Source organism: Methanomicrobia archaeon (genome assembly GCA_016930255.1).
In the GTDB taxonomy this organism is placed as follows: domain Archaea; phylum Halobacteriota; class Syntropharchaeia; order Alkanophagales; family Methanospirareceae; genus JACGMN01.
The window spans coordinates 1-20,968 of sequence record JAFGHB010000004.1 but is presented as its reverse complement, the minus strand read 5'-3'; the positions used below and the strand labels follow the sequence as shown (position 1 = coordinate 20,968).

Annotated in this window: 24 protein-coding genes and 3 tRNA genes; 17 read left to right on the top strand and 10 right to left on the bottom strand. The window is 48.7% G+C overall.

Annotated elements, in window-relative coordinates:
- Positions 1-245 precede the first annotated feature (245 nt).
- Positions 246-539: a winged helix-turn-helix transcriptional regulator gene (locus tag JW878_00295; protein ID MBN1761504.1), complete on the bottom strand. Its 294-nt coding sequence runs from the start codon at positions 537-539 to the stop codon at positions 246-248.
- A 137-nt stretch (positions 540-676) separates the two neighbouring features.
- Between JW878_00295 and JW878_00290 the strand changes: the two genes are divergently transcribed.
- The 4 genes from JW878_00290 (at position 677) to JW878_00275 (ending at position 3,690) form a co-directional block, all read left to right on the top strand.
- Positions 677-751: transfer RNA gene (locus tag JW878_00290), tRNA-Met, on the top strand.
- Positions 752-761: 10 nt separating this feature from the next.
- A complete protein-coding gene (locus JW878_00285) occupies positions 762-2,072 on the top strand; it encodes a TIGR00375 family protein (protein MBN1761503.1) in 1,311 nt (436 codons plus the stop codon).
- Positions 2,073-2,162: 90 nt separating this feature from the next.
- Positions 2,163-2,236 (top strand) — tRNA-Lys (locus JW878_00280).
- A gap of 20 nt (positions 2,237-2,256) precedes the next feature.
- Positions 2,257-3,690 (top strand): NAD(P)/FAD-dependent oxidoreductase, encoded by a 1,434-nt coding sequence (locus JW878_00275; protein ID MBN1761502.1) that lies wholly within the window; start codon positions 2,257-2,259, stop codon positions 3,688-3,690.
- A 31-nt stretch (positions 3,691-3,721) separates the two neighbouring features.
- On the opposite strand, the gene JW878_00270 is transcribed toward JW878_00275, so the two are convergent.
- Both JW878_00270 and JW878_00265 read right to left on the bottom strand, forming a co-directional pair.
- Positions 3,722-4,831, bottom strand: coding sequence for a hypothetical protein (locus JW878_00270; protein MBN1761501.1), 1,110 nt, complete (start codon positions 4,829-4,831; stop codon positions 3,722-3,724).
- Positions 4,832-4,838: 7 nt separating this feature from the next.
- Positions 4,839-5,033 carry a hypothetical protein gene (locus JW878_00265; protein MBN1761500.1) on the bottom strand — a complete coding sequence of 65 codons (195 nt, stop codon included), beginning with the start codon at positions 5,031-5,033 and terminating at the stop codon, positions 4,839-4,841.
- A gap of 124 nt (positions 5,034-5,157) precedes the next feature.
- On the opposite strand from JW878_00265, the gene JW878_00260 reads away from it, so the two are divergent.
- Positions 5,158-5,427: a DUF131 domain-containing protein gene (locus JW878_00260; GenBank protein MBN1761499.1), complete on the top strand. Its 270-nt coding sequence runs from the start codon at positions 5,158-5,160 to the stop codon at positions 5,425-5,427.
- 93 nt (positions 5,428-5,520) lie between these two features.
- A complete protein-coding gene (locus JW878_00255) occupies positions 5,521-6,108 on the top strand; it encodes an NYN domain-containing protein (GenBank protein ID MBN1761498.1) in 588 nt (195 codons plus the stop codon).
- Positions 6,109-6,143: 35 nt separating this feature from the next.
- Here the strand turns inward: JW878_00255 and JW878_00250 are convergent, their stop codons facing one another.
- The 3 genes from JW878_00250 to JW878_00240 form a co-directional block, all read right to left on the bottom strand.
- A complete protein-coding gene (locus JW878_00250; GenBank protein MBN1761497.1) occupies positions 6,144-7,517 on the bottom strand; it encodes an adenylosuccinate lyase in 1,374 nt (457 codons plus the stop codon).
- Positions 7,518-7,548: 31 nt separating this feature from the next.
- Complete coding sequence (locus tag JW878_00245; GenBank protein ID MBN1761496.1) at positions 7,549-8,280, bottom strand: hypothetical protein; 732 nt, start codon at positions 8,278-8,280, stop codon at positions 7,549-7,551.
- A 350-nt stretch (positions 8,281-8,630) separates the two neighbouring features.
- Entirely contained in the window at positions 8,631-8,909 is a 279-nt protein-coding gene (locus JW878_00240) for a hypothetical protein (protein MBN1761495.1), read from the bottom strand.
- Between the two features lie 140 nt (positions 8,910-9,049).
- On the opposite strand from JW878_00240, the gene JW878_00235 reads away from it, so the two are divergent.
- Both JW878_00235 and JW878_00230 read left to right on the top strand, forming a co-directional pair.
- Entirely contained in the window at positions 9,050-9,274 is a 225-nt protein-coding gene (locus JW878_00235; protein ID MBN1761494.1) for a hypothetical protein, read from the top strand.
- Positions 9,275-9,337: 63 nt separating this feature from the next.
- The gene (locus JW878_00230) at positions 9,338-10,165 is read left to right on the top strand and encodes an arsenite methyltransferase (protein ID MBN1761493.1); all 828 of its coding nucleotides are present in this window, start codon (positions 9,338-9,340) and stop codon (positions 10,163-10,165) included.
- A gap of 118 nt (positions 10,166-10,283) precedes the next feature.
- Here JW878_00230 and JW878_00225 read toward each other — a convergent pair.
- Positions 10,284-10,358: transfer RNA gene (locus tag JW878_00225), tRNA-Pro, on the bottom strand.
- Between the two features lie 213 nt (positions 10,359-10,571).
- On the opposite strand from JW878_00225, the gene JW878_00220 reads away from it, so the two are divergent.
- Positions 10,572-11,393: a hypothetical protein gene (locus tag JW878_00220; GenBank protein MBN1761492.1), complete on the top strand. Its 822-nt coding sequence runs from the start codon at positions 10,572-10,574 to the stop codon at positions 11,391-11,393.
- Positions 11,394-11,840: 447 nt separating this feature from the next.
- Positions 11,841-12,341, top strand: a complete 501-nt coding sequence (locus JW878_00215; GenBank protein MBN1761491.1) for a hypothetical protein — start codon at positions 11,841-11,843, stop codon at positions 12,339-12,341.
- A 211-nt stretch (positions 12,342-12,552) separates the two neighbouring features.
- Here the strand turns inward: JW878_00215 and JW878_00210 are convergent, their stop codons facing one another.
- Positions 12,553-13,257, bottom strand: coding sequence for a hypothetical protein (locus tag JW878_00210; GenBank protein MBN1761490.1), 705 nt, complete (start codon positions 13,255-13,257; stop codon positions 12,553-12,555).
- A gap of 90 nt (positions 13,258-13,347) precedes the next feature.
- Positions 13,348-14,226: an AEC family transporter gene (locus JW878_00205; GenBank protein MBN1761489.1), complete on the bottom strand. Its 879-nt coding sequence runs from the start codon at positions 14,224-14,226 to the stop codon at positions 13,348-13,350.
- A gap of 226 nt (positions 14,227-14,452) precedes the next feature.
- On the opposite strand from JW878_00205, the gene JW878_00200 reads away from it, so the two are divergent.
- The 7 genes from JW878_00200 to JW878_00170 all read left to right on the top strand — a co-directional run bounded on the left by JW878_00200 (position 14,453) and on the right by JW878_00170 (position 20,336).
- Complete coding sequence (locus JW878_00200) at positions 14,453-15,079, top strand: cyclase family protein (GenBank protein MBN1761488.1); 627 nt, start codon at positions 14,453-14,455, stop codon at positions 15,077-15,079.
- A 111-nt stretch (positions 15,080-15,190) separates the two neighbouring features.
- Entirely contained in the window at positions 15,191-18,319 is a 3,129-nt protein-coding gene (locus JW878_00195; GenBank protein MBN1761487.1) for an N-6 DNA methylase, read from the top strand.
- An 89-nt stretch (positions 18,320-18,408) separates the two neighbouring features.
- Complete coding sequence (locus JW878_00190; GenBank protein ID MBN1761486.1) at positions 18,409-18,699, top strand: type II toxin-antitoxin system HicB family antitoxin; 291 nt, start codon at positions 18,409-18,411, stop codon at positions 18,697-18,699.
- A gap of 16 nt (positions 18,700-18,715) precedes the next feature.
- Positions 18,716-18,931, top strand: coding sequence for a type II toxin-antitoxin system HicA family toxin (locus JW878_00185; protein ID MBN1761485.1), 216 nt, complete (start codon positions 18,716-18,718; stop codon positions 18,929-18,931).
- Positions 18,932-19,052: 121 nt separating this feature from the next.
- Positions 19,053-19,493: a DUF3887 domain-containing protein gene (locus tag JW878_00180; GenBank protein ID MBN1761484.1), complete on the top strand. Its 441-nt coding sequence runs from the start codon at positions 19,053-19,055 to the stop codon at positions 19,491-19,493.
- Positions 19,494-19,642: 149 nt separating this feature from the next.
- Positions 19,643-20,152 carry a peptidylprolyl isomerase gene (locus JW878_00175; GenBank protein MBN1761483.1) on the top strand — a complete coding sequence of 170 codons (510 nt, stop codon included), beginning with the start codon at positions 19,643-19,645 and terminating at the stop codon, positions 20,150-20,152.
- 40 nt (positions 20,153-20,192) lie between these two features.
- Positions 20,193-20,336 carry a hypothetical protein gene (locus tag JW878_00170; protein ID MBN1761482.1) on the top strand — a complete coding sequence of 48 codons (144 nt, stop codon included), beginning with the start codon at positions 20,193-20,195 and terminating at the stop codon, positions 20,334-20,336.
- Positions 20,337-20,392: 56 nt separating this feature from the next.
- On the opposite strand, the gene JW878_00165 is transcribed toward JW878_00170, so the two are convergent.
- A complete protein-coding gene (locus tag JW878_00165; GenBank protein ID MBN1761481.1) occupies positions 20,393-20,770 on the bottom strand; it encodes a hypothetical protein in 378 nt (125 codons plus the stop codon).
- Between the last annotated feature and the right edge of the window lie 198 nt (positions 20,771-20,968).

Sequence of the window (20,968 nt, the reverse complement as noted above, 5' to 3'; positions counted from 1 at the left end):
ACGTATGATGTTGCTGGCTTCATATACCGTAGTTATGTTATGTAACCGCTTTTGTTAAAATTCCGTTATACTTTTCCAGGCACCACAAGCGAGCGGGTACACGGACAAAAAAAGAAAGAGGAAAAGGCAGGAGTGCCCACCTTTCGCATAATTTGACAGGATCATGCCTCTATACGTACCTCTCTACAAGGGTAAAGAGGAGAGATCAGTAGGTGATAGGAAGATAGTCCTTCCTTTGTCGTGACTCAGATCTTCTTAATCTCTGAAATCACTTGGTCTACTTTGTCGGTCACCCAGTATTTCCGTATCGCTTTCCCCTTCGACTTCGGCGCTTCCGATATCTCGTACCTGCTGTTCACAAATCCATACTCCTCCAGCGTCAGCAGATGGTAAGAAACAAGTCGTCTTTCTTCGCCCATCGCCTTGCTTATCCCGTTTATGTGTAGTGGCTTCTCCGCCAGCAGCTCCACAATCCTGAACCGTATAGGATGCAGAAGCACATGCGCGTCCTTCACTAACGTATCTTCCATTTTCATCATGAAACCTCATATAAACTAGGGGTATAAAAACCTTGCTTACACTGGCAACATTCTTGAGTTCGCCTGATGCTCGAATTTCTGATATTGCAAATTTATATTTATAACTCCTCTTTTCTTATAACAAGAGCGCCTACATGAGCGGGGTAGGGTAGTTAGGAGATCCCGTCGGGCTCATAACCCGGAGATCGGTGGTTCGAATCCATCCCCCGCTATTGAACGAACATGAATATTAACGCTGATTTACATATCCATTCCCGTTTCTCGGCTGCTACTTCGCCCCGAATGGATTTGCCGACTCTTGCTGCCGAAGCGCGGCGGAAAGGGATACAGCTCCTCGGTACGGGCGACTGCTTGCATCCGAAATGGTTACAGGAAGTGCAGGAGCTTGAGGAGCAGGACGGCGTCTTTTTCTTTAAACCCGCAGGCACCGTGGACGAAACCGGCGGGGCCGTAACTACGGCGTTCGTGCTTACCGTGGAGGTGGAGGATTTGAGGCGGGTGCACCATCTGCTCATCGTGCCTGCGATCTCGAAGGCAGAGGAGTTGTACGAATCGTTTAGACCGTATTCGCCGGATATCGATTCTGACGGCAGACCGTCGCTGCGACTGAGCGGAGCGGAGATAGCAGAGCATGCACGTGATGCAGGAGCGCTTATAGGGCCCTGTCATGCCTTCACGCCCTGGACCGCGTTGTACGCGTATCATGATTCGCTCACGGACTGCTACAGCGATATGGCGGGCTATCTCTCCTTCGTGGAGCTGGGGCTGAGCGCGGATTCTTCGTATGCCGATCGCATAGAGGAGCTGCGCGATCTTACGTTCTTGACGAACTCGGATGCGCATTCGCCGTACCCGATCCGATTGGCGAGGGAGTTTAACCGATTCCAGATGGAGGACCTGAGCTTTTTAGAGTTGAAAGCGGCGATACAACGCGAAAGAGGACGGAAATCCGTGCTTAACGTCGGATTCCCACCGCAGGAGGGCAAGTACAACGAAAGCGCGTGTATCCGCTGCTATACACATTATTCGCTTGCCGAGGCCATTGCGAGACGATGGCGATGCGATTGCGGCGGTCTGATAAAGAAAGGGGTGCGGGACCGAGTGAACGAGCTTGCAAATTGCGATGGCACGCATCCAGAGCATCGTCCGCCGTATCTGCATCTGATACCGCTGGCTGAAGTGGTCGGGTTAGCAGTACAGAAATCACCGAGTTCAAAAACGGTACAGCAGATCTGGGAATCGCTCTTGGCGGAATTCGGCACCGAAGTCACCGTGTTGATCGACACGCCGCTCGATTCCATTGAGGGCGCGCATTTCGAGTTCAACGCGACCGCGCTGGAGCGTGTGGTAGAAGCGATACGCGCGTTTAGAGGCGGGAAAATACGGATACTACCCGGTGGCGGCGGCAAATACGGTGCCATCCAGCTAACGGCAGATACAGGCGTGGATACGCGAGAGCGAGGCGACGGGTCCGAGTTAGAACAGGAACGTGAATATGGGAGGAAAAAGCAGCTCTCTTTGCTTGATTTCTGAGTGATTTTCCCGTTCCTTCTCACCGTGCGCTAAAAGTATACTTATTACAAGTTGGAGTAAATTTAAGTACTGGTGTGCGTATATAAAGATGGGCCGGTAGCTCAGAAAGGTAGAGCAGCAGGCTCTTAACCTGTCCGTCGGGGGTTCAAATCCCTCCCGGCCCGTTGATTGCACGCACGGAACGATGAACGAGGATTTTTATGATGTTATTATAGTTGGAGCAGGCCCTGCAGGCTTATTCGCGGCGAACGAGCTGAAAGATAGATGGCTAGGGCGTGAAGGCCAGAAGAAACGAGTTTTGATCATCGAGAAGGGCAAGGACGTCAAGGAGAGACGGTGCTTTGTGGAAGAGGTCGGCTATTGTCAGCACTGTAAGGAATGCAACATCATGTGCGGCGTAGGCGGTTCCGGAACGTTCTCCGACGGCACGCTCAATCTCCGACCGGATGTTGGTGGTAACCTTGCCGAATTCTGCGATAACGAAACTGCATGGCAGCTCGTGAGGGATGTGGATGCGGTCTTCCTCAAGTACGGTATGCCGGACGAGCTTTATAACGGTACTGAGGAGGATATAGAGAAGCTGAAGAGGCGAGCCGCTTCGGTCGGCGCGAGTTTTATCGAGATCAATCAGAGGCATATCGGGTCTGACAAAACGCAAGCAGTGATAGAAGCGTTTAAAGACGATTTGGTTGCGCACGGCATCGAGTTTATGCTCAATACGCACGTCGTTGACCTGCTTATAGAAGCGGAAGAAGACGGGGGAAAGAAAAGGGCAAAGGTATGCCGGGGCGTGATAACCGAGGCCGGCGATACAATAAAGGGCGGATGCACGCTCTTAACGCCCGGGCGAGTGGGTGCGACCTGGGTCGATAAAATCATCAAGAAGCATGGAATCGACGCGGAATACGTGGATATTGACGTTGGTGTGCGGGTAGAGGTGCCGGCGATCACCATGGATCCGGTGACGAGAATAAACCACGACCCGAAGTTCCATATACGGACAAAGCGGTACGACGATTTCACACGGACGTTCTGTACCAACGAGCACGGTTTCGTGGTTAAAGAGGAGTACGTAGATTTTATCGGTGTAAACGGTCATTCGTTGAAGTCCAAGAAGTCAGAGAACACTAATTTCGCGTTCCTCGTGCGAGTCGGGCTGACGGAACCGGTAGAAAATACTACACGGTACGGACGGTCGATCGCGAAGTTGGCGACCACGATCGGCGGTGGAAAGCCGATAATACAGCGAATGGGCGATTTACGACGCGGGAGAAGGTCCTCATGGACGAGTATAAAGCGGAATTTAGTGCGGAATACACTCACGGATGTAACGCCCGGCGATATTTCCATGGCGCTGCCGCATCGAATCACGATGGACATTATAGAAGGGCTGGAGAAGCTGAATGAGATCATCCCAGGCGTCGCGTCGGATTCGACGCTGCTCTACGCGCCGGAGATAAAGTTCTACGCGATGCGGACGAAAGTGGATGGGAATATGGAGACGACGGTGAAAAAGCTCTTTGCCGCGGGAGACGGTACCGGACTGTCCCGAGACATCGTTAACGCAGCGGCTACGGGCATACTCGCGGCGCGAGGCGTGATGAACCTCTGCGGGTGAATGGTGTGGCTGGCGTACGGTACGTACTTATTTATTCGGTTGAGCTGTGATACCAATTCATAATTTCAGGAGGCAGACCAAAACCCTCTTTCTCCAGGTTCGCTACCAGCAACAGCGGTAGTGGGCTCAACAGGAAGGCAGCACGGAGATAAAACTGAGTTGAAGGGCTTTCAATGATAATGCTATCAGTGGCTTTAGAAAGGGTTGATTTATTGCCCACGATCGAGAAAGTGACAGCTCCTGAGCTTTCATACTTATGCTGCCACGCGGAAAGCGGCTTGTTCTCGCCACTCCAGGAGACGAGCAAGAGGCAGTCGCCGCGTCGGGGCTTGGGCGCTAATTCCCCTGATAAATACGCTTGATCCCCCATTGCGCGTTTCACGTGCTGTAACCGGATAACCGTCATCTCCGCCACGTTCTTCGCCGGGCCACGACCGCCAACGGTAACATGACCGCGTGTGCTCATTTTCTCCGCCAAGCTCTGGTAGACCTCGGAATCGACGTACCGATTAATTATCTCGCCTACCACTTCCATCTCCTTGTTTGTCTCGTCTATTACCCACTGATGGTCACGGCCTCCATTTATCGCCTCTTTGAGCTTCTGGAACAGCACCATACTCCCCAGCTCGTAGACGTCGTTCATTATGCCCTGCTCAAGCACCCAATCCGCAGTTTTGGTGCGAGTTTTAGGGCCGCTGAGCTCCAGCATCGTTCCGTATCGCTCACCTAATTGCCCGATTGCCGAGTCCAGTTTGGATGTAACGACATCGATGGAAAACTGCTTATGGGCCGCATCGTGCGTATCGATATACCCTGCCAGATCCTCCGCGATTACCGTTGGTGTGGTGGTCCTTCCGCTGCTCGTATTGATCACCAGGCTGATTTTCTCATATCTGCTCTGCAAGACCGGCGCGGCTTCCAGCAGATTCCGCCCCGGGAAATCAATATCCTCCACGAATTTCACTTCTTTGTCAATCTGGCTGATGCCAATGCGAAGCGCGGCTTTAGATCGCCCCTCGGCGGCAAGTACGAGGCAATCTGCTTCCCGTAAATTATCGAGCAGTTTCCTGACCGCTTCCTCGTTGATCCTCCTGACATTTCCCGCCGTCTCGTTTATATACGGGAATTTACAGATCTCCATTCTCTTTTCAACCTCCTGTTCCATTCAAATTATTACCAATTCGATTTTGCACCTTTACACCGCACTGCAGGCACATAACCGTAGAAGCCGCAACACTTAAACCCCTATCTTCTCCATCGTACTCTTCCATATGCGCTCCCATCCATGACCGCTTCCCGGCGACGAGTTCCACCTCCCCTCCTCTGGCAATTAAACCTTTCATTTTTTATCGGTAATAACCTTCGGCTGTCGATGTGCACCTAGAACAATGCGCGAGACAATCGCAAAATAAAGATTTAACAACGCGTGATGACAAATGATATAACAAAAAGAGTCACTAACAGCCGATGAAACTCATTACTGTAGGGTTCCTGATCGTGTTCATAGGGATGCTGGTCATCCTTGCTGGGGTGTTCAGCATAACGTATCAGAGCTGGAAGACAGGAGGCATGGAGAAACCAGAACCCAGCGTGCGTGGCGGCGGCGTCATTATGATCGGACCGATCCCCATCATTTTTGGCTCGGATCTTGGCGCGGTAAAAGTAGTGATACTCTTAGCGATCGCGTTGATGATACTGGCGTTTCTGCTCTTTTATCTGCCGCTGTGGCGGGTGTAGGGTAAGTTTTTCGAATACTTGATCAAAATCGAAATAAATGATACATGAATATTTATACAAGAAAGGTAAGACAGAATTTAGAGGAAAATCAAAATGGGGCATATTGTCACAACGGGTCCAACTCCATCATATCGCCCTGTAATGATATTCATAGATGGAGGGTACCTTAGAGCGGAAGTTAAAAAGGTATTCGGCCACGATGACATAAATTTTGCTTCATTAGCTCTCAGCCTTAATGGGTTTATTCTGGAACGGCTCATCCATCCGGAATTAATTAGAGTTTATTGGTATGATGCAATAGTGGAGCCTAGAGATCCAAAGTATGACGAACAAGAGGAGTATTTCAAGTACATAAGAAATAACAGTAATTATGAGGTTAAACTTGGGCGATTGATAAAAACTAAAGGTAATAAACCTCGCCAAAAAGGTGTCGATGTCCTATTAGCAATCGATATGATAACAAAAGCATTTCTAAATCATTACGAAATTGCACTTCTTTTAGGAGGAGACGATGATTATGTTGATTTAATAAAATCGATAAAGGATTTAACAGGAAAGCGAGTTTACGGAGCATATTTTCAAGATAGTGTATCGGAAAGATTAGTTGAAAGCTTTGATAGGCGTTTAGTACTTTCAGAGGATGTTTTAAAGACGTTTATAAACTACATAGAATCCAAATGACCACTCTTCTTGTAATCGACTCACCTATATGGAAGTTAAGTTGATTTCTTCTCCCAGTAACTCGCGATCTCCTCCGCCTTCTCCGCCGCTTTGCCCGTGTACTTCTCTGGGTTGAACACCGACTCACGCTGCTCGCTCGTAAATCGTTCTAAATACTCCGCTATTTCGGGGTCCGCCTCGATAAGTTCTTTCAACGGTTTATGCTCTTTATAAGCCTGGAAGCTCTTTTTACGCACGTATTCGTGCGCGTCCGGATGCCCGTAGTACGAGAGCAGAATATACAGTGGCTCGGCAATAATGTTATCACTTGCTCGCGAAAAGTTCGCCTGCATCCGCTCGCGATCCACTTCTAACCGCTCGGAAATTTGCGTTAGCTTGCGTATGCAGTAGTCAAACGCTACGAGGAGTTCCTGGATGTAGCGCTGCGATGCCGAGTTTGTGAGGTCGCGTTGATGTTCGGAGATCTGATCGAGGTGCATGGTTATGGTTTGCGGCATGAACTTCTTCCAGAGGCTCTTCACGCTCTCGAACCCGATCGGGTTTCGCTTGTGCGGCATCGTTGACGAGCCGACCTGCTCCGCCGCCACGCGCTCCATCACCTCGCTGAGTTCACTGCGCTGAAGGTGCCGCATATCGTCGCAGAAATTCGCCAGGACCGAGAAGCTGCTGATAACTGCATGAACGAAATCAGCCATCGGCTCCGGCGGCACGATCTGGGTGGATATTGGTGCAGGTTTGATGTTAAGCAGAGCGAGCACTTCCTGTTCAAACGCTTCGGGATCGTCGATTAACAAAGAGGTCGCATTATACGCGCCGACGGCACCGGAGAATTTGCCGACGAGGTTCACACTCGATTCTTTCACCCGTTCTATCGAGGAACCCCAGCGGTTCACGTACTGCGCGAGTGCGAACCCGAAGGTGATCGGCTCGGCATGCTGGCCGTGCGTCCGCCCAATCTGAAGCGTGTCTTTCTCACGCCGTGCCAGCTTTATCCACGTTCGCTCAAGGGCGAGCATATCCTCAATAATGACGTTCAGCACGGCGTCTCTGTATCGGAGCGCATTCGCAGTATCCACGATATCATACGAGGTCGCACCGAGATGCACGAAGGGTTTCGCCTCGTCGCTTACCCTGCTCCTGATAACGTTAACCAGCGCACGGATGTCGTGCTTCGTCTTCTGCTCCTCGTCGTATACCTCTTCTGCGGTGATTGCTTTCGTAGCAGCCACGATCTCCTCGCACAACTCGTGCTTTAACAGGCCTCTGCTCTCGAATACTTGAGCAAGCGCCGCTTCTATCTTCGCTTTATACGTAACGTACGCCTCATCGGAGAGGTAAGCCCGTAAATCAGCCACGGCATACCGGTAATCGGTAGGGGAGAATAAGGAGAAGTCTATTTCTTCTTTCATTCTTACACCTTTACGAGTTTCTTGGCCCCCATTATTTATGAAGGTATTCCTCATCCTTCAAGACTTTGCTAACCACGTCTAGAATTCCAATGGATTCACCCAATAATGAATGTGCTTCAGATGGCGTTGGGATTACTTTGATATCGTGAGAGAAGAAATTCCTTGCTTTTCTACTCGCTTTTATTATCGCTTCGTGGATGTCTTTTCTGTTTTCCTCTACAATCTTTTTCTCGAGCAAAAATTTCACTTTTTCCTCATCAGATTTTCTAGGGATTTGATTTAGAGCGTAAATAATAACACGACCGGAGATTAATGCTGATGCAAGATAATCTCCTTTTACGTATTCATCTATTGCCTCGCTTAAGTTTCTTTCGTAGTTTATATCAGGCAATACTTTGGATAGCTTTTCCAATTCCTCCCTGAGCGCCGAAAGTTTGTCCAATTCGTCTTTAGGTAAAGGAGTGCCTATACTTCCTAAAGCGCCAATAGCTTTACTGCATTCTATCTCAGTTCTTCTAAGGAGTGCTTTTTCCTTAGCCCATCCTGATGGTATCCATTCTATATCCAGGAGAGTCACTTTAAACTTTTGTTTACCCTTTATTCTTTCAAACTGCATTTTAGCATCAGTATATTCTTCAACAAGGATTTTTCCCTCCTCGGTATAATCAACCCAACCGCCACGTCCTATACGTTGTAGAATCTGTCTTGTATGGTCTCTAATAGAATCAAATTGTCCTAAAACTGCACCAATATCTGGTTCCATTACTTCTCACCTCCTCATCTCAGTGTATCACGCATCCCTTTTTCTGTATAACTATCGCTCTTTAAGAAGAAAATACCTAACGAGAAGGTTCTTGTTTTAGCACAGGTTATCTTGTTCCCAAAGAAGAGGTTTGTTTAGAGAGATTCTTCTGAATGAAACCGTTTCTCTTCAACCAAAGAATTGCGCTGCGCGAAAGAACGCGTTAACGAGAACGTCACTAGTATGAACCGGCAGGCTCGTTCCTCGTTTTCGCGCGCTCAGTCATCTGGACTCAAGCCGGTTTTTGCGGCTGAATAGAAAGAGCAAATCTTACGTCCTTCGCGTTATCTCGTGCCCTGCGAGCGTAAAGGCTATTTTTCCTTCTCTGCCCAAAACTTCTCCGCTTCTTGCTCCATCTTCTCCAGCCGATCGTAATAGTCCGGGAACTCATTGAGGTGCGCCAACGCGATTTTTCCCGTCGTCAAAAGGTCGTCATTGGTCACATTTGTTGCGGGATCGCGGGAACCGTGCTCCAACTCCACATCCATACCTCGCCTGAATTGATCTACATCGAACGTATCCCACGTAATCCCCAACGTTTCACCAATTTCCTTTGCCTCTTCTACGGCAACGTGCTTTTTACCACTCATTTTTATCACCTGCCTTGGTTTACTGTATCATCTCCAGGATATAAAAAAATTTGCCCTGAACTTGGCTTTGCTCCAGAAGTCTCGAAAGTGCCAGACTTTAGGAGTGAAAATTTTTTGAAGATAAAAAAACTTAAGAGGTAATGAGAAAGTTTCGTGAAGCTTTGCTGTTTGCATTCCTTTTCGTAACGCTCGCCAGTTTGGCCCTCATTCTATTCTTATCGTTCCCGTGGGTTTCTTGGTGCTCGTCTCTTGGGTTCAGTCCTACGACGCACGTTTATACTGCCCTCGAAACGATGATGGCGAATCTCTGCTTGGTTCCGCCACTTGTCGGCTGGTTATGGGGCGGTCCAAATCAAATGAACTGAGAGCGCTATCGGCAAGTGAAATTTTATCTATGAGTAGTGCGATGAGATTAGTGGCGAGCGGAAATGAGCAAGGAAGTGATAAAGAAAGCGGTACGGGAAGGCTACGCGAAAATAGCAAAGAAGGAGCGCTCCTGTTGTGCTCCGGTGACCTGTTGCGGCGGTGCGGACTTTGCCGAGGACATCAGCAAGAAGGTAGGCTACACGGATGAAGAACTCAAATCCGTTCCTGAGGGTGCGAATCTTGGCCTCGGGTGTGGGAATCCGATCGCGCTGGCTTCGTTACGGGCTGGAGAAACCGTTATGGATCTTGGCTCAGGCGCGGGATTCGATTCGTTCCTTGCCGCACTGCGCGTGGGAAGGACGGGAAAGGTCATTGGAGTGGACATGACACCCGAAATGATCGACAAAGCCCGGGAGAACGCGCATAAAGGCGGATACGTGAATGTGGGATTCAGGCTGGGCGAGATAGAACATCTTCCTGCTGCTGACAATTCCATTGATGTGATCGTCTCGAACTGCGTTATCAACCTCTCGCCCGACAAGGAACAGGTATTTAACGAGGCGTACAGGGTACTAAGACCCGGTGGACGGCTGATGGTGTCGGATATCGTGCTGTTGAAAGAGCTCCCCGAGTTCATAAAAAATTCTATTGATGCGTATATCGGCTGCCTTTCTGGCGCGATCATGAAGGATGCATATATTAACACGATACAGAAAGCGGGCTTTCAGGACGTTACAATACTCGACGAGTCCTCTTTCCCTCTTCGCTGCATGGCAAACGATCAAACGGCAAAGGCACTGATCAACGAGGAGAACATACCCTCGGAGGAGTTGGAAGAGCTTGGCACTTCGATTGCGAGTATAAAGGTTACGGGCAAGAAACCACTCTGACGAGTTTAGTTTTTCTTAATCCCGTTCGTTTTATTAAACCCTATCAGAAAAAGCGTTTTTGGATAAGTACCTTCTTTTTGGTAAATATTTTCTTTCCTGTTGAAATTTCCTTGATTGATGGGGCAGCCCAGATTTGAACTGGGGTCCATGGCTCCCAAAGCCACGAGGATAAACCTGGCTACCCTACTGCCCCGCGCTCATCACCTATACGTTAGTTAGGATACAGTGATAAAAAGCTATCATAAATACCCAGACTCTTGTTGCCGCGCGACGATTCGGCTGGCTTACGGCACAAACTCCGTATGCGAGAGCTGTAGGGGCTTGGAAAGCTAAAAGAGCCGTTTTTCAGGCCGAGCAACCCTAAACGGAGCACATCTTTATATTCTTGAAAACGTATGTTAATAGTATGAAACGAGCAATTCTGTTGGTTGTGGTTTTAATTGTGCTCACCTCAGTGGTTTCTCTGGCTGTTGGTCAGAGTGGTATTCACGAACCCGGAACGGAAATCCTGAATCCTGAATTACAAGAGGCGGGTCAGGGCTCTGAGCAGGGTCAACAGGCAGGAGTAAATGAATCGGGACAGGGCAGCACCCCGCAAGGCCAACAGGCGGGCTTAAATGAAACCAGTCCTGGAACCGAACAAGTTCAGCAGGAACAGGTGCAACAGGAGACACAAAATATAGGCGAAAACGAGACGATTCGCGTTCAACAGCAGGAGGAGGTGCGCGCTCAAAATGTAAGCGAACTGCACGAGCTGGTACAGCAGCGAGAGCAAGAGATGAACCAGGAACTACAAGCGTTAGATGAGCATCAGCAACTGGTATACCAAAATCAAAATAGAGTGCGATTGGCCGTTCAGTCTTTGTTTGCAATGGAGGAGTTAGTGGGCGGTATAGGTCCCCAGGTTTCCCAAATTGCCGAAGAACTTAATACGTCTGTACAAGCAACGATTCGAGCAGAAGAGCGCATACAGTTAAGGAATACCATCGTACGGTTCTTCGCCGGCGGCGATGAAGCAGCCGCGCAGGAGATAGCGCAACAGGTGATTCAGAATCAAGACCGCATTCGCGAGCTTCAGCAATTGCAGGAAGAGTGTGATTGTGACGAAGAAGTGCGGGCTATACTGCAGGAGCAAATACAGAATGTGGAGCAGGAACAGACGAGATTACAGCAGGTAGCCCAGAGTGAGCTGGACGATAAAGGGTTGTTCGGCTGGTTGTGGAAATAACTGATAGGCAGAGAACGGCGCGGGTTTTGAATATGCCGTCCGTGCTCCTACTCTCTCACTCAGCCAATAGGAGTATGAAGCGATACGAAGGAGCCCTTAGAGCGAGGTAAGGGAGAGAACTAACATAGTCTCTTCGAAACGCACAGATATGGGTGTAAACAAACGTTAAAGCGTGCTGCTCTTTCTGATCTTGGTTTGTCCTTTAAAGAATTCACCAGTGAGAATAAGAAGGCCGTCAAATCGTCTGCTTGGTTGGCACATGCACACCTACTTTTATTCACGGTATCTCACGTCTACTAATTGACGCAGGATTGAGCAGTGTTGTTTGCATTGCGCGATATTCCAAATCGTTCACTATATAAGACCGCTGCTTAGAATCTCGGTTACGTCATCTGCGTAGCAGGCAGGTGAGGTGTACTAAAAACAATAGGAGGTGAAAAGAAGAAGATGAAAAAAGCAACAAGTTTTGCGCCAGGAATAGCGTTAGTAATAGTCCTCATGCTCGCAGCAGTACTTGGAATGGCTCAAACAGCGGATGATCCCTTTGTCACTAATTTGACCGCAGGCCAAGATATTACCGTTGGAACCGTCAGCGTCTGGAATGATGCCGCTACGCTTTACGTGAAATACGAAACGACGGACGGCTGGGTTATCAATGAGTCACATCTAGCTGTTGACACGAGCTACAAAACGATTCCGCAGACGAAGAATGGCAACCCGCAACCGGGGCAGTTCGAGTATTCGAATGAGAGTGTGACCACCGACTACACCTATGAAATCCCCAATACCTGGGATGTAAACACCACCGTTTTCATCGCTGCTCATGCTGAAGTGCTGCTCCTGAACGAAACTGGCGTGGTAATACAAGAAGAGACCGCTTGGGGCGATGGCGCGCAGTTCAATGCAGGAAGAAACTGGGCGATGTTCTTCAAATACGTGCTACAATGAACGAGAGGGGAAGAGATAGCCGCGTGAAGACCGGGCCACCCCTTCCACTACACTAAAAAATTTTTACCTTTTATATTTTTTTTCGCCCGAGTCTTTATGCATGAATCAGTCATTTGTGCTCCCCCAGAAGGCTGAGCATTTTATCGAAAAACTGTCAACGAGAACTCGACGCGAGCGGTATGTCGCAGCGCTTAGCGTAGTTCAGCCTAGCTTAGCGCCTACTAAGATAGAGTGCAACGCAGACTCCGATTAACGCGAAGAGAACCTCAAAGCCAGGCGTTTCGGGTGATGGTGATGGCTGTGCCGTTGCTGTAGGCGTCGCCTCTGCGGTCGGCGTTGCTGACGGCTGAGACGGTTCAGGTGTGGGTGATGGCTGTGCCGTTGCTGTAGGCGTCGCCTCTGCGGTCGGCGTTGCTGACGGCTGAGCGGTTCCCGATGTGGATGATTGTGCCGTCGCGGTAGAGCTCTCCTCCGCGGTCGACGTTGTTGACGACTGAGACGTAGTGACTGTTAGTTGTGTTTGGATGCTCCCATAAAGACTGCAATACGCGGTAACTTCGAGTTCGTCCCCAATATTGGCAGCAATTGCATACGTATAGCTAAAGGTCGATGTTGAGGGCTGGTTGGTGTACTCCTTCGTGAGCAGTGGCTCACCGTTTTTTGTGATCTCCACCTTTTCCACATAGTGACTCCTCGGATCCGACACTGAGTGTATAATCGAAACCGCTAACATCTGCGTGTCAACGTCGTATGTCAGCGCCATCTGTGAGGGTGGATGAGCAAGAACAGGCGTGGAGAGAAGGATAACGAAGAACGAGAGCAGGATTAAAGCTGAGAGGAATAGTGCGACTTTCCGGCTGGACGGGCCAGGTTGAGAAGACGGCCCTTTAATGGTCCACTGCATTTCCCTGCTCATCTCAGTAGACGTTTGCCGCGGGAGCATAAAAACCTTCTTGGCTCATTGCCGTTTGACCGTACGAGCCTATGGAGCAGGTACGTTAGTTAGTTAGAGCATCGAGAGTATGAGCGGTATCGAGATCAGACTGAGCACCGTAGTGATGAGCACGACGGAAGCGACCAGCGACGCGTCCCGGTCGTATTTCGCAGCCAGAATCATGCCCATGACGGCCGAGGGCATTGCGGCCTGAAGCAGTATGATATCTCGGACCATACCTTCGATGGCCAGCAGTTCGATTATCGCGAGCGCAACCAGAAATCCACCGAGGATCCGGAATACCGACGCGAGTACGGCTACTTTTACTGCGGTTAGCTTTATCTCCGTCAGTTTATAGCCGAGCACGAGCAACGCCAGAGGAATGGTGATCATGCCGATCATCTCGATCGGAGTGAATATGGCATCCGGTACCTGAAGGTGTAAGAGATTGAAGGCCAGACCGACGACGACGGCGTGGAGCAGCGGAATCTTGAACGCTTCCCGAATCTCGTTCCTTTGGTGGACGATATAGATGCCGAGAGTAAAGATCACGAGTGAATTGATCATGTCGAAGACGACCGCACGTGAGAGGCCGGCCATGCCGAAGGCGAACAGTGCGACCGGATAGCCGAGATAGCTCGTATTGCCGAAGACGAGCGGTAAATACAACCCTTTTTTGGCTGATCCGGTCAGTCTGAAGATGAGGAACGCGACCGAAGTCATAATGAGAACGATCACCAACGCGGCGCCGGCAATGGTAGTAAAATCCGTGAGGTTGATGTCGCTGCGTGCGATAGACGCGAAGATTAGACACGGCCCGGCGATATACACAATGAGGTCGATAAAAGGCTGCATATCTACTTCTACTTTCCTGCGTATGCCAATTGCGTAGCCGACCGCAATAATCAAGAATATCGGCAGTACCGTCTGGACAAGTGCTGCAGCGTGCATAGAGAAAAAGAATGGGGAATGTGATTATAAACCTGTCGGCTCGTAGAGTGCACTGCAAACATTCCGAGCACCGAACGAGCACCACAATCCAAAATACATTTCAAGCATCAATCAGATAGAAATCAAAACTGTACTGTACGATCAAACTAAACTAAACCAAATCAACATAAATAGATGCTCACGGAAGGGGAGGGGGGCGATCGTCATGGCGAAAAGCGATAAGAAGCTGAAGATTCATGATCTTTCGGTATCCATTTATCCGGGCATGCTGAAGTGGATCGACGATGAGGATGTGGAGCTGAGGCAAGAGAGGTCAATAGCAAACGGTGATGCATACAATTTCTCTCGATTGACCTGCAGTTCTCATATCGGCACGCATATTGATGCACCCTACCACTTTACCGAGGGTGGCGAAACGATCGATCAGCTAAGCCTGTCCGACTTGATCGGTGAGGCGCTGGTTGTCGAGGTGGATGTTGAAGATAGGATTACCGCTCAGGAGCTTGCGAACATCGATTTCGAGACCTACAAAAGGATCCTGTTCAAGACCCGGAATTCAGAGCTGCTTACGTCAGAGGATTTCACGAAGGACTACGTGTCACTCGATTACTCGGCTGCGGCTCTTCTGGTGGAAAACGACGTGCGAGTGGTGGGTATCGATTATCTCTCCATCGAAGAGTTCGAGACGGACGAGCATCCCGTCCACAAGCTGTTAACCGGGAACGACGTGATTATCATCGAAAGCCTTGATTTGAGCGGGGTCGAGCCGGGCGCGTATTTCATGGTGGCGCTGCCTTTAAAATTGAAAGGGTGCGACGGTGCGCCGGCACGGGTGGTTTTGGTTGAGTTTTAGAAAAGATGGGATGGATAGAACTCTGAATTTGAACCTGTTCAGGTGGCAACAAAGATAGCTTACTTATGTGAGGGGAAACTATGATTGTAGGGAGAGGGTTATTCTGAAGAAATGGACAAAGCAGAACGGCACAAGTTCCAAAAAGTTCTTGCTACGTACCTTAAAGAACTCCACGAGATTTACACAACGGGCGACTTTAGAGAAGAGAGCTTTTATCCGTCTTTAAAAGACCTCTTCGAGAATTGTTCACAGTTTTTTATCACAGAAGAGGAGGAGGCAAAAGCGCTCGTTTTACCGAAGAAGACGGAAGTGGGCATTCCAGACATCAGCATTCGTAAAAATGGAGAGCGTGTTGGCGATATCGAAGCGAAAGTGCCTGATTCGAATCTGCGTGAGATAGAGAAAACAGAACAGATCCAACGATATCGGGATGCGCTCCCCAACCTCATTCTGACAAACTTCGTCGAATTTCGACGATACCGCAACGGTGCGTTTATAGAGCAAGTTGACTTGTGCTCGCCAACAGCGTTACAAGGTGTGAAGCCACCGGTTCCTGAGAACGTGGATGCCTTCTTTGAGTTTATCGAAAGATTCTGCAGCTTCTCTGTACCGGAGATACAAAGTGCTTCTGCTCTTGCGATTGTGCTTGCAGATAAAACGAGATTTTCGAGGCAGATTTTAAAAGAGGTGTTTGAAAGGAAAGATAGGGATTCTATACCTCTGGAGAGCTTTTACGTAGTGTTCAAAAAAACACTTATTGGAGGTTTGACCGAGGAGCGATTTGTTGACTTATATGCTCAAACGATTACGTACGGTCTTTTTGCAGCTCGGATAATGGCGGGGAAGGAGCAGATAACCAAAGAGAACGCATGGAAATTTATTCCTGGAAATGTGCCCTTGCTTAACCATATTTTTCATACGTTCGTTGGTCCCGATACGCCAGAAGCAATGAATTGGATTATTGAGGACATTCTTAATGTGCTCAACAAAACGGACGTTGTAGCTATTACCCAAGAGAAGGAGGCAACATACGGGACTAGAGATCCCGTCATTCACTTCTATGATACCTTCCTTGGCGAGTACAACCCAGAAGAGAGGGCGAAATTAGGGGTTTATTACACGCCCCCTGAAGTGGTGGATTACATTGTAAAATCAATTCACAACCTGTTGAAGGAGAAGTTCGGGAAAGGCAAAGGACTTGCAGAAGAAGGCTTGAAACTTCTTGACCCTGCGGCTGGGACGTTAACATTCATAATACAAGCCCTTAGAAAAGCAGAGTTCGAATTGTTGGACAATCGCATGGGTGGTTTGATTCCGTTGAATATAAAAAACCATATCTTAGCCGATTTCTATGCGTTTGAACTTCAAGTCGTTCCCTACATCATCGGCCATCTCAGGGTTGCGATGTCGTTAGAAGCGTGGGAATATGAATTCTCAAAAGATGAACGATTCCAATTCTACCTTACGAATACGCTGGAGATGAAAGAGCCGGAACAAGAGCTTTTACTCCCACAACTTACGGAGGAAGGACGAGAAGCGATGAACGTGAAGGAAAAGGAGCCGATTCTGGTTGTCCTTGGTAATCCTCCTTATTTTGGTATGTCTGAGAACAAAGGAGAATGGATTTTAGGGTTGATTGAAGATTACAAACAAGTCGATGGCAAGCCTCTGGGCGAAAAGAATCCCAAATGGCTTCAGGATGATTACGTGAAGTTTATCAGGTTCGGCCAGTGGAAGATTGACCGAACGGGAGAAGGGGTTTTAGGGTTTATTACGAATCACAGCTATCTGGATAACCCTACTTTCAGAGGCATGCGTCAATCTCTGATGAAGAGCTTCGACGAAATCTATATTCTGAATTTGCATGGTAACTCGTTGAAGAAAGAGAAATGTCCTGACGGCAGCAAAGACGAGAATGTGTTTGACATTCGACCAGGTGTTGCCATCGGTTTGTTTATCAAGAAAAAAGGAACAAAAGAGAAAGGAGAGCGGAACGCACGCGTCTTTTATGCTGACCTGTGGGGACTTCGTGAGAATAAGTACAAATGGCTTCTGCGAAATGACAGAACAACCACTGAGTGGGAAGAGTTGAAGCCAAAGAGCCCGTTCTATTTCTTCGTGCCGATTAAGGACACCTATTGGGATGAATATGCGAACTCCTGGAAGATAACGGACATCATGCCTACAAATTCGGTTGGGATAGTTACTGCTAGGGATAAACTAACGGTTCAAGATTCACCGGAGAAGGTTTGGAAAACCGTTCTTGACTTTGCTGCACTTCCTGAAGAGACGGCAAGAAGTAAGTACGGCTGTGGGAGGGATGCGCAAGATTGGAAAGTATCCTTGGCACAAGATGACCTAAAACGGTCAGGTTTGAAAAGAGAACTTATCGTTCCTGTCCTCTACCGTCCGTTTGACATAAAACATACCTACTATACTGGACGCTCCAGGGGGTTTATTTGCAGGCCTCGTCTGGAAGTTATGCCGCATATGCTGCATGAAAATTTGGGGTTGCTATATACAAGACCACAATCACCCAAATATGAATTCTCCGTCATAGTATCAGCAGAAATGATTGATCAGTGTAGTATTGGGAATAAATCAGCCGGAGCTGGAATATCTTATATTGCGCCTCTTTATCTCTATCCCGATAAAACTACAAGGAAGCTAACAGACGAAAAGACCTCCGCACCAGAGTGCACCCCAAATTTCTCTAAAGAGTTTTTAAAAGCAATAACCGAAGCTTTAGGCACGGAACTAACGCCCGAGGCAATTTTCTATTATATCTACGCGGTGTTTTACTCGCCCACATATCGAAAGCGCTACGAAGAATTTCTGAAGATAGATTTTCCACGGGTTCCTTTGCCGACAGATTATGAACTGTTCAAGAACCTGAGCGCGCTTGGCAAGGAATTGGTAGACCTCCATTTGCTGCAGCATCCTTCGCTGAGCGAGACGGGCGTAGGATTTCCCGTGAGCGGGACGAATACGGTGGAGAAAGTCAGCTACGACGAGGAGAATGAATGGGTGTATTTCAACAAAACACAGTATTTCGACGGCATCTCAAAAGCGGTCTGGGACTACCAAATAGGCGGTTACCAAGTGCTGATGAAGTATTTGAAGGATCGGAAAGGGCGTGAGTTAACTTGGGAGGAAATCGTGCATTATATGAAAGTAGCAGCGGCAATAAGAAGGACGATTGTGGTGCAGGAGGAGATTGACGGGGTTATGAAATTTTGAGTGCGCAATTGAAATGGCCGCTCCACAAATTTTATTACTATTACCTACCTCATAATAATGAGCGGCTTGAAAACCGCGGGTGATGCACCATGCACTTAACGGGCTTACTCAAAAAGGCGGGAGAGTATTACGTGGCGTTATGCCTGGAACTCAACGTAGCCAGTCAGGGCGAAAGTATCGAAGAAGCACGGAAGATGCTGCAAGAGGCCTGTGAAGAGTATCTCGCGTACATAAAAGAGAACAAACTTGAGGCTGAAATACGACCTGCACCTCCTGAAATTCTCCGGGAATTCCTCATCGAAGATGTCGAGCACGTGCGACCATCGCATGACTGGGCATATTCGGAAACCATAGCCTTTGAGGTTCGTGCCGGTGCCTAATAAGAAAATTCCACCAATGTCTAGTAAGAAGTTTGTCAAGCTTCTTGCACATGGTGGTGCTCGATTCGTCCGGCAGCGAGGCACGAGCCACGCGATATTTGAACGTGAAAAAGACGGACGATTGTATAGCGCACCCGTGGTGATGGCTAAAAGAGAACTGACACCAAAATACATGAAACTGGTATTTCGTCAGTTAGGCTTTACCGATGAGGAGATCGAGGCGCTGTTATAACTTTCCCCAGAAGTGGCTAAAACGCGTCATCTAACCGAAAGCAGAAACAGAAGAATATATGAAGGAAGGTAGCACATTCTATCATAACAACACAACATAGACCTAAAAGGAGCGACTCACTATGAAACATAAATCCTTAGAAATTGTCGTAGCCCTAGTCGCGCTTGCTGTGGTACTCTGCGCAGGCTGTCTATCCCGGACAGAAGTCGACGTCGAGCAGGTCCGAGCCTACGCAGACCCGATCACCGAGAACATTCTCGTGGCGATGAACGAGGATAATTACACAAAGTATTCGGAACATTTCGACGCCACAATGAAGAATGCGCTGCCCGAACCAGTCTTCCACGAGAATAACGCGCTCATCCAGTCAAAGATCGGCGCGTACGTCTCTAAGGAATTCTGGAAAGTGGAAAGCCAAAACCAGTACACGATCGTGTATTACAAAGCGACCTTCACGCAAGAGCCCGACGACGTTATCGTTAAGGTCGTCTTCCAGGAGATCGCGGGTGAAACGAAAGTATCCGGGCTGTGGCTGGATTCGCCGAAGCTGCGCGAGAAATGATCTTTATGGCAGAACATAAATCGGAAAGAGAAGAAAAGAGAAGAAAGGGGCTAGAGTTTGGCGGGATTTGACACAGCAGTATAGACGCAGGGGATTTAAGTACTGGGGAGATCATTAGGAATCAGAAGTGAGTGAACGTACGTAGAACCATGAAGAAGAAAACCATAGCAGGTGTGATAGCACTACTAGCAATTGTCCTGGTGGTATTCGTTGCTGGCTGTGCTGAGAAGACAGCAACCGCAAAAGAGGGTGATACCGTTAAGGTTCATTACACGGGCACCTTGGCGGATGGTACGGTATTTGACTCGTCCATCGGACGTGAACCACTGCAATTTACTCTTGGCGAGGGTCAGATGATCCCGGGCTTTGAGCAGGGCGTCTTGGGTATGAAGCTCGGCGAATCAAAGACCTTTACAATCCCCGCTGATCAGGCGTATGGCCCATATTATGAGGAACTCGTTTGGGAAGTCAGCCGCGATCAACTCCAAGCAGGCATGGAGCCCGAAGTCGGCCAGCGGTTACAGGCGACGCAAACCAACGGGGAACCCATTATCGTCACGATAATCGAGGTCTCGGAAACGAATGTAACGGTAGATGCCAATCACGAGCTGGCGGGTGAAGACCTGACGTTTGCTATCCAGCTCGTAGAGATCCTCTAATCAATAACGTGCTCTCTACCTCGCGGGATGTCCGTGAGCAGTGAAGTGCTCGATAGCGCGGGAACTCGATCCTGACTACGATCTATCAGCGTTTGTCGCGGCGGGATTGGTACTCCCCGGTGCACGTGCCGTAGTGGTCATCTCGGTGCTGTTTCTGGTAGTGACTGATGACCGAATGAAATGAGCGAGTCGTTTAATACGTCTCAGATCGTTCGTCCCATCAATCAATCAACCAGTTAATCATCCGGTCTCGCGGCTTTGCAACGCAAGCGCTTTCTGCACATAACGGACAGCACAATCCTCACAGATGAGATGGGATACATTGCCCGATTCCTTCCGATACTCCAATTCTTTCGATTCACCACAAAGTGCACAAATCGAGTTATTCTTCGTCCCGTTGTTCTTCTCTGCCAGTTCTCCCAGCTCTTCCTCTGATAGTTTTTCGAGTTTAGCTATGAAAATTCCTTTATGGCACCACTCGAACGGAAATTCCACTGGGTAGCGCAGAGTATCAGGTGAATGAATCGGTTCGTGTAAACGAATGGCATGTTCGCCCATGCCCTCCGCTCCTGTGCCCCTAACTACTCTGGTTACAGGTGCTCTTGACACTTCAGCCATTTTTATCACTTATTTCTTGTACTGTACGTATTTTCTTAAGAAGGAGGGGTTATATAAACTTTTCGGTCATCCGGCCGCCGTGTGGAGTCCAGTTATTATTTCGTCAGTCCATGCCTTCGAATGGCATGGTAAAGACGAATGAGGAGATCAAATGGCTCATAATCCGTGTGAGTTCCGGATTTTTCACCGTGAAGAAAG

What these genes read in the sequence shown, in the direction of transcription:
- JW878_00295 (MBN1761504.1), bottom strand. Translation starts at nt 539, where the DNA reads ATGATGAAAATGGAAGATACGTTAGTGAAGGACGCGCATGTGCTTCTG.
- JW878_00285 (MBN1761503.1), top strand. Translation starts at nt 762, where the DNA reads ATGAATATTAACGCTGATTTACATATCCATTCCCGTTTCTCGGCTGCT.
- JW878_00275 (MBN1761502.1), top strand. Translation starts at nt 2,257, where the DNA reads ATGAACGAGGATTTTTATGATGTTATTATAGTTGGAGCAGGCCCTGCA.
- JW878_00270 (MBN1761501.1), bottom strand. Translation starts at nt 4,831, where the DNA reads ATGGAGATCTGTAAATTCCCGTATATAAACGAGACGGCGGGAAATGTC.
- JW878_00265 (MBN1761500.1), bottom strand. Translation starts at nt 5,033, where the DNA reads ATGAAAGGTTTAATTGCCAGAGGAGGGGAGGTGGAACTCGTCGCCGGG.
- JW878_00260 (MBN1761499.1), top strand. Translation starts at nt 5,158, where the DNA reads ATGAAACTCATTACTGTAGGGTTCCTGATCGTGTTCATAGGGATGCTG.
- JW878_00255 (MBN1761498.1), top strand. Translation starts at nt 5,521, where the DNA reads ATGGGGCATATTGTCACAACGGGTCCAACTCCATCATATCGCCCTGTA.
- JW878_00250 (MBN1761497.1), bottom strand. Translation starts at nt 7,517, where the DNA reads ATGAAAGAAGAAATAGACTTCTCCTTATTCTCCCCTACCGATTACCGG.
- JW878_00245 (MBN1761496.1), bottom strand. Translation starts at nt 8,280, where the DNA reads ATGGAACCAGATATTGGTGCAGTTTTAGGACAATTTGATTCTATTAGA.
- JW878_00240 (MBN1761495.1), bottom strand. Translation starts at nt 8,909, where the DNA reads ATGAGTGGTAAAAAGCACGTTGCCGTAGAAGAGGCAAAGGAAATTGGT.
- JW878_00235 (MBN1761494.1), top strand. Translation starts at nt 9,050, where the DNA reads ATGAGAAAGTTTCGTGAAGCTTTGCTGTTTGCATTCCTTTTCGTAACG.
- JW878_00230 (MBN1761493.1), top strand. Translation starts at nt 9,338, where the DNA reads ATGAGCAAGGAAGTGATAAAGAAAGCGGTACGGGAAGGCTACGCGAAA.
- JW878_00220 (MBN1761492.1), top strand. Translation starts at nt 10,572, where the DNA reads ATGAAACGAGCAATTCTGTTGGTTGTGGTTTTAATTGTGCTCACCTCA.
- JW878_00215 (MBN1761491.1), top strand. Translation starts at nt 11,841, where the DNA reads ATGAAAAAAGCAACAAGTTTTGCGCCAGGAATAGCGTTAGTAATAGTC.
- JW878_00210 (MBN1761490.1), bottom strand. Translation starts at nt 13,257, where the DNA reads ATGAGCAGGGAAATGCAGTGGACCATTAAAGGGCCGTCTTCTCAACCT.
- JW878_00205 (MBN1761489.1), bottom strand. Translation starts at nt 14,226, where the DNA reads ATGCACGCTGCAGCACTTGTCCAGACGGTACTGCCGATATTCTTGATT.
- JW878_00195 (MBN1761487.1), top strand. Translation starts at nt 15,191, where the DNA reads ATGGACAAAGCAGAACGGCACAAGTTCCAAAAAGTTCTTGCTACGTAC.
- JW878_00190 (MBN1761486.1), top strand. Translation starts at nt 18,409, where the DNA reads ATGCACTTAACGGGCTTACTCAAAAAGGCGGGAGAGTATTACGTGGCG.
- JW878_00185 (MBN1761485.1), top strand. Translation starts at nt 18,716, where the DNA reads ATGTCTAGTAAGAAGTTTGTCAAGCTTCTTGCACATGGTGGTGCTCGA.
- JW878_00180 (MBN1761484.1), top strand. Translation starts at nt 19,053, where the DNA reads ATGAAACATAAATCCTTAGAAATTGTCGTAGCCCTAGTCGCGCTTGCT.
- JW878_00175 (MBN1761483.1), top strand. Translation starts at nt 19,643, where the DNA reads ATGAAGAAGAAAACCATAGCAGGTGTGATAGCACTACTAGCAATTGTC.
- JW878_00165 (MBN1761481.1), bottom strand. Translation starts at nt 20,770, where the DNA reads ATGGCTGAAGTGTCAAGAGCACCTGTAACCAGAGTAGTTAGGGGCACA.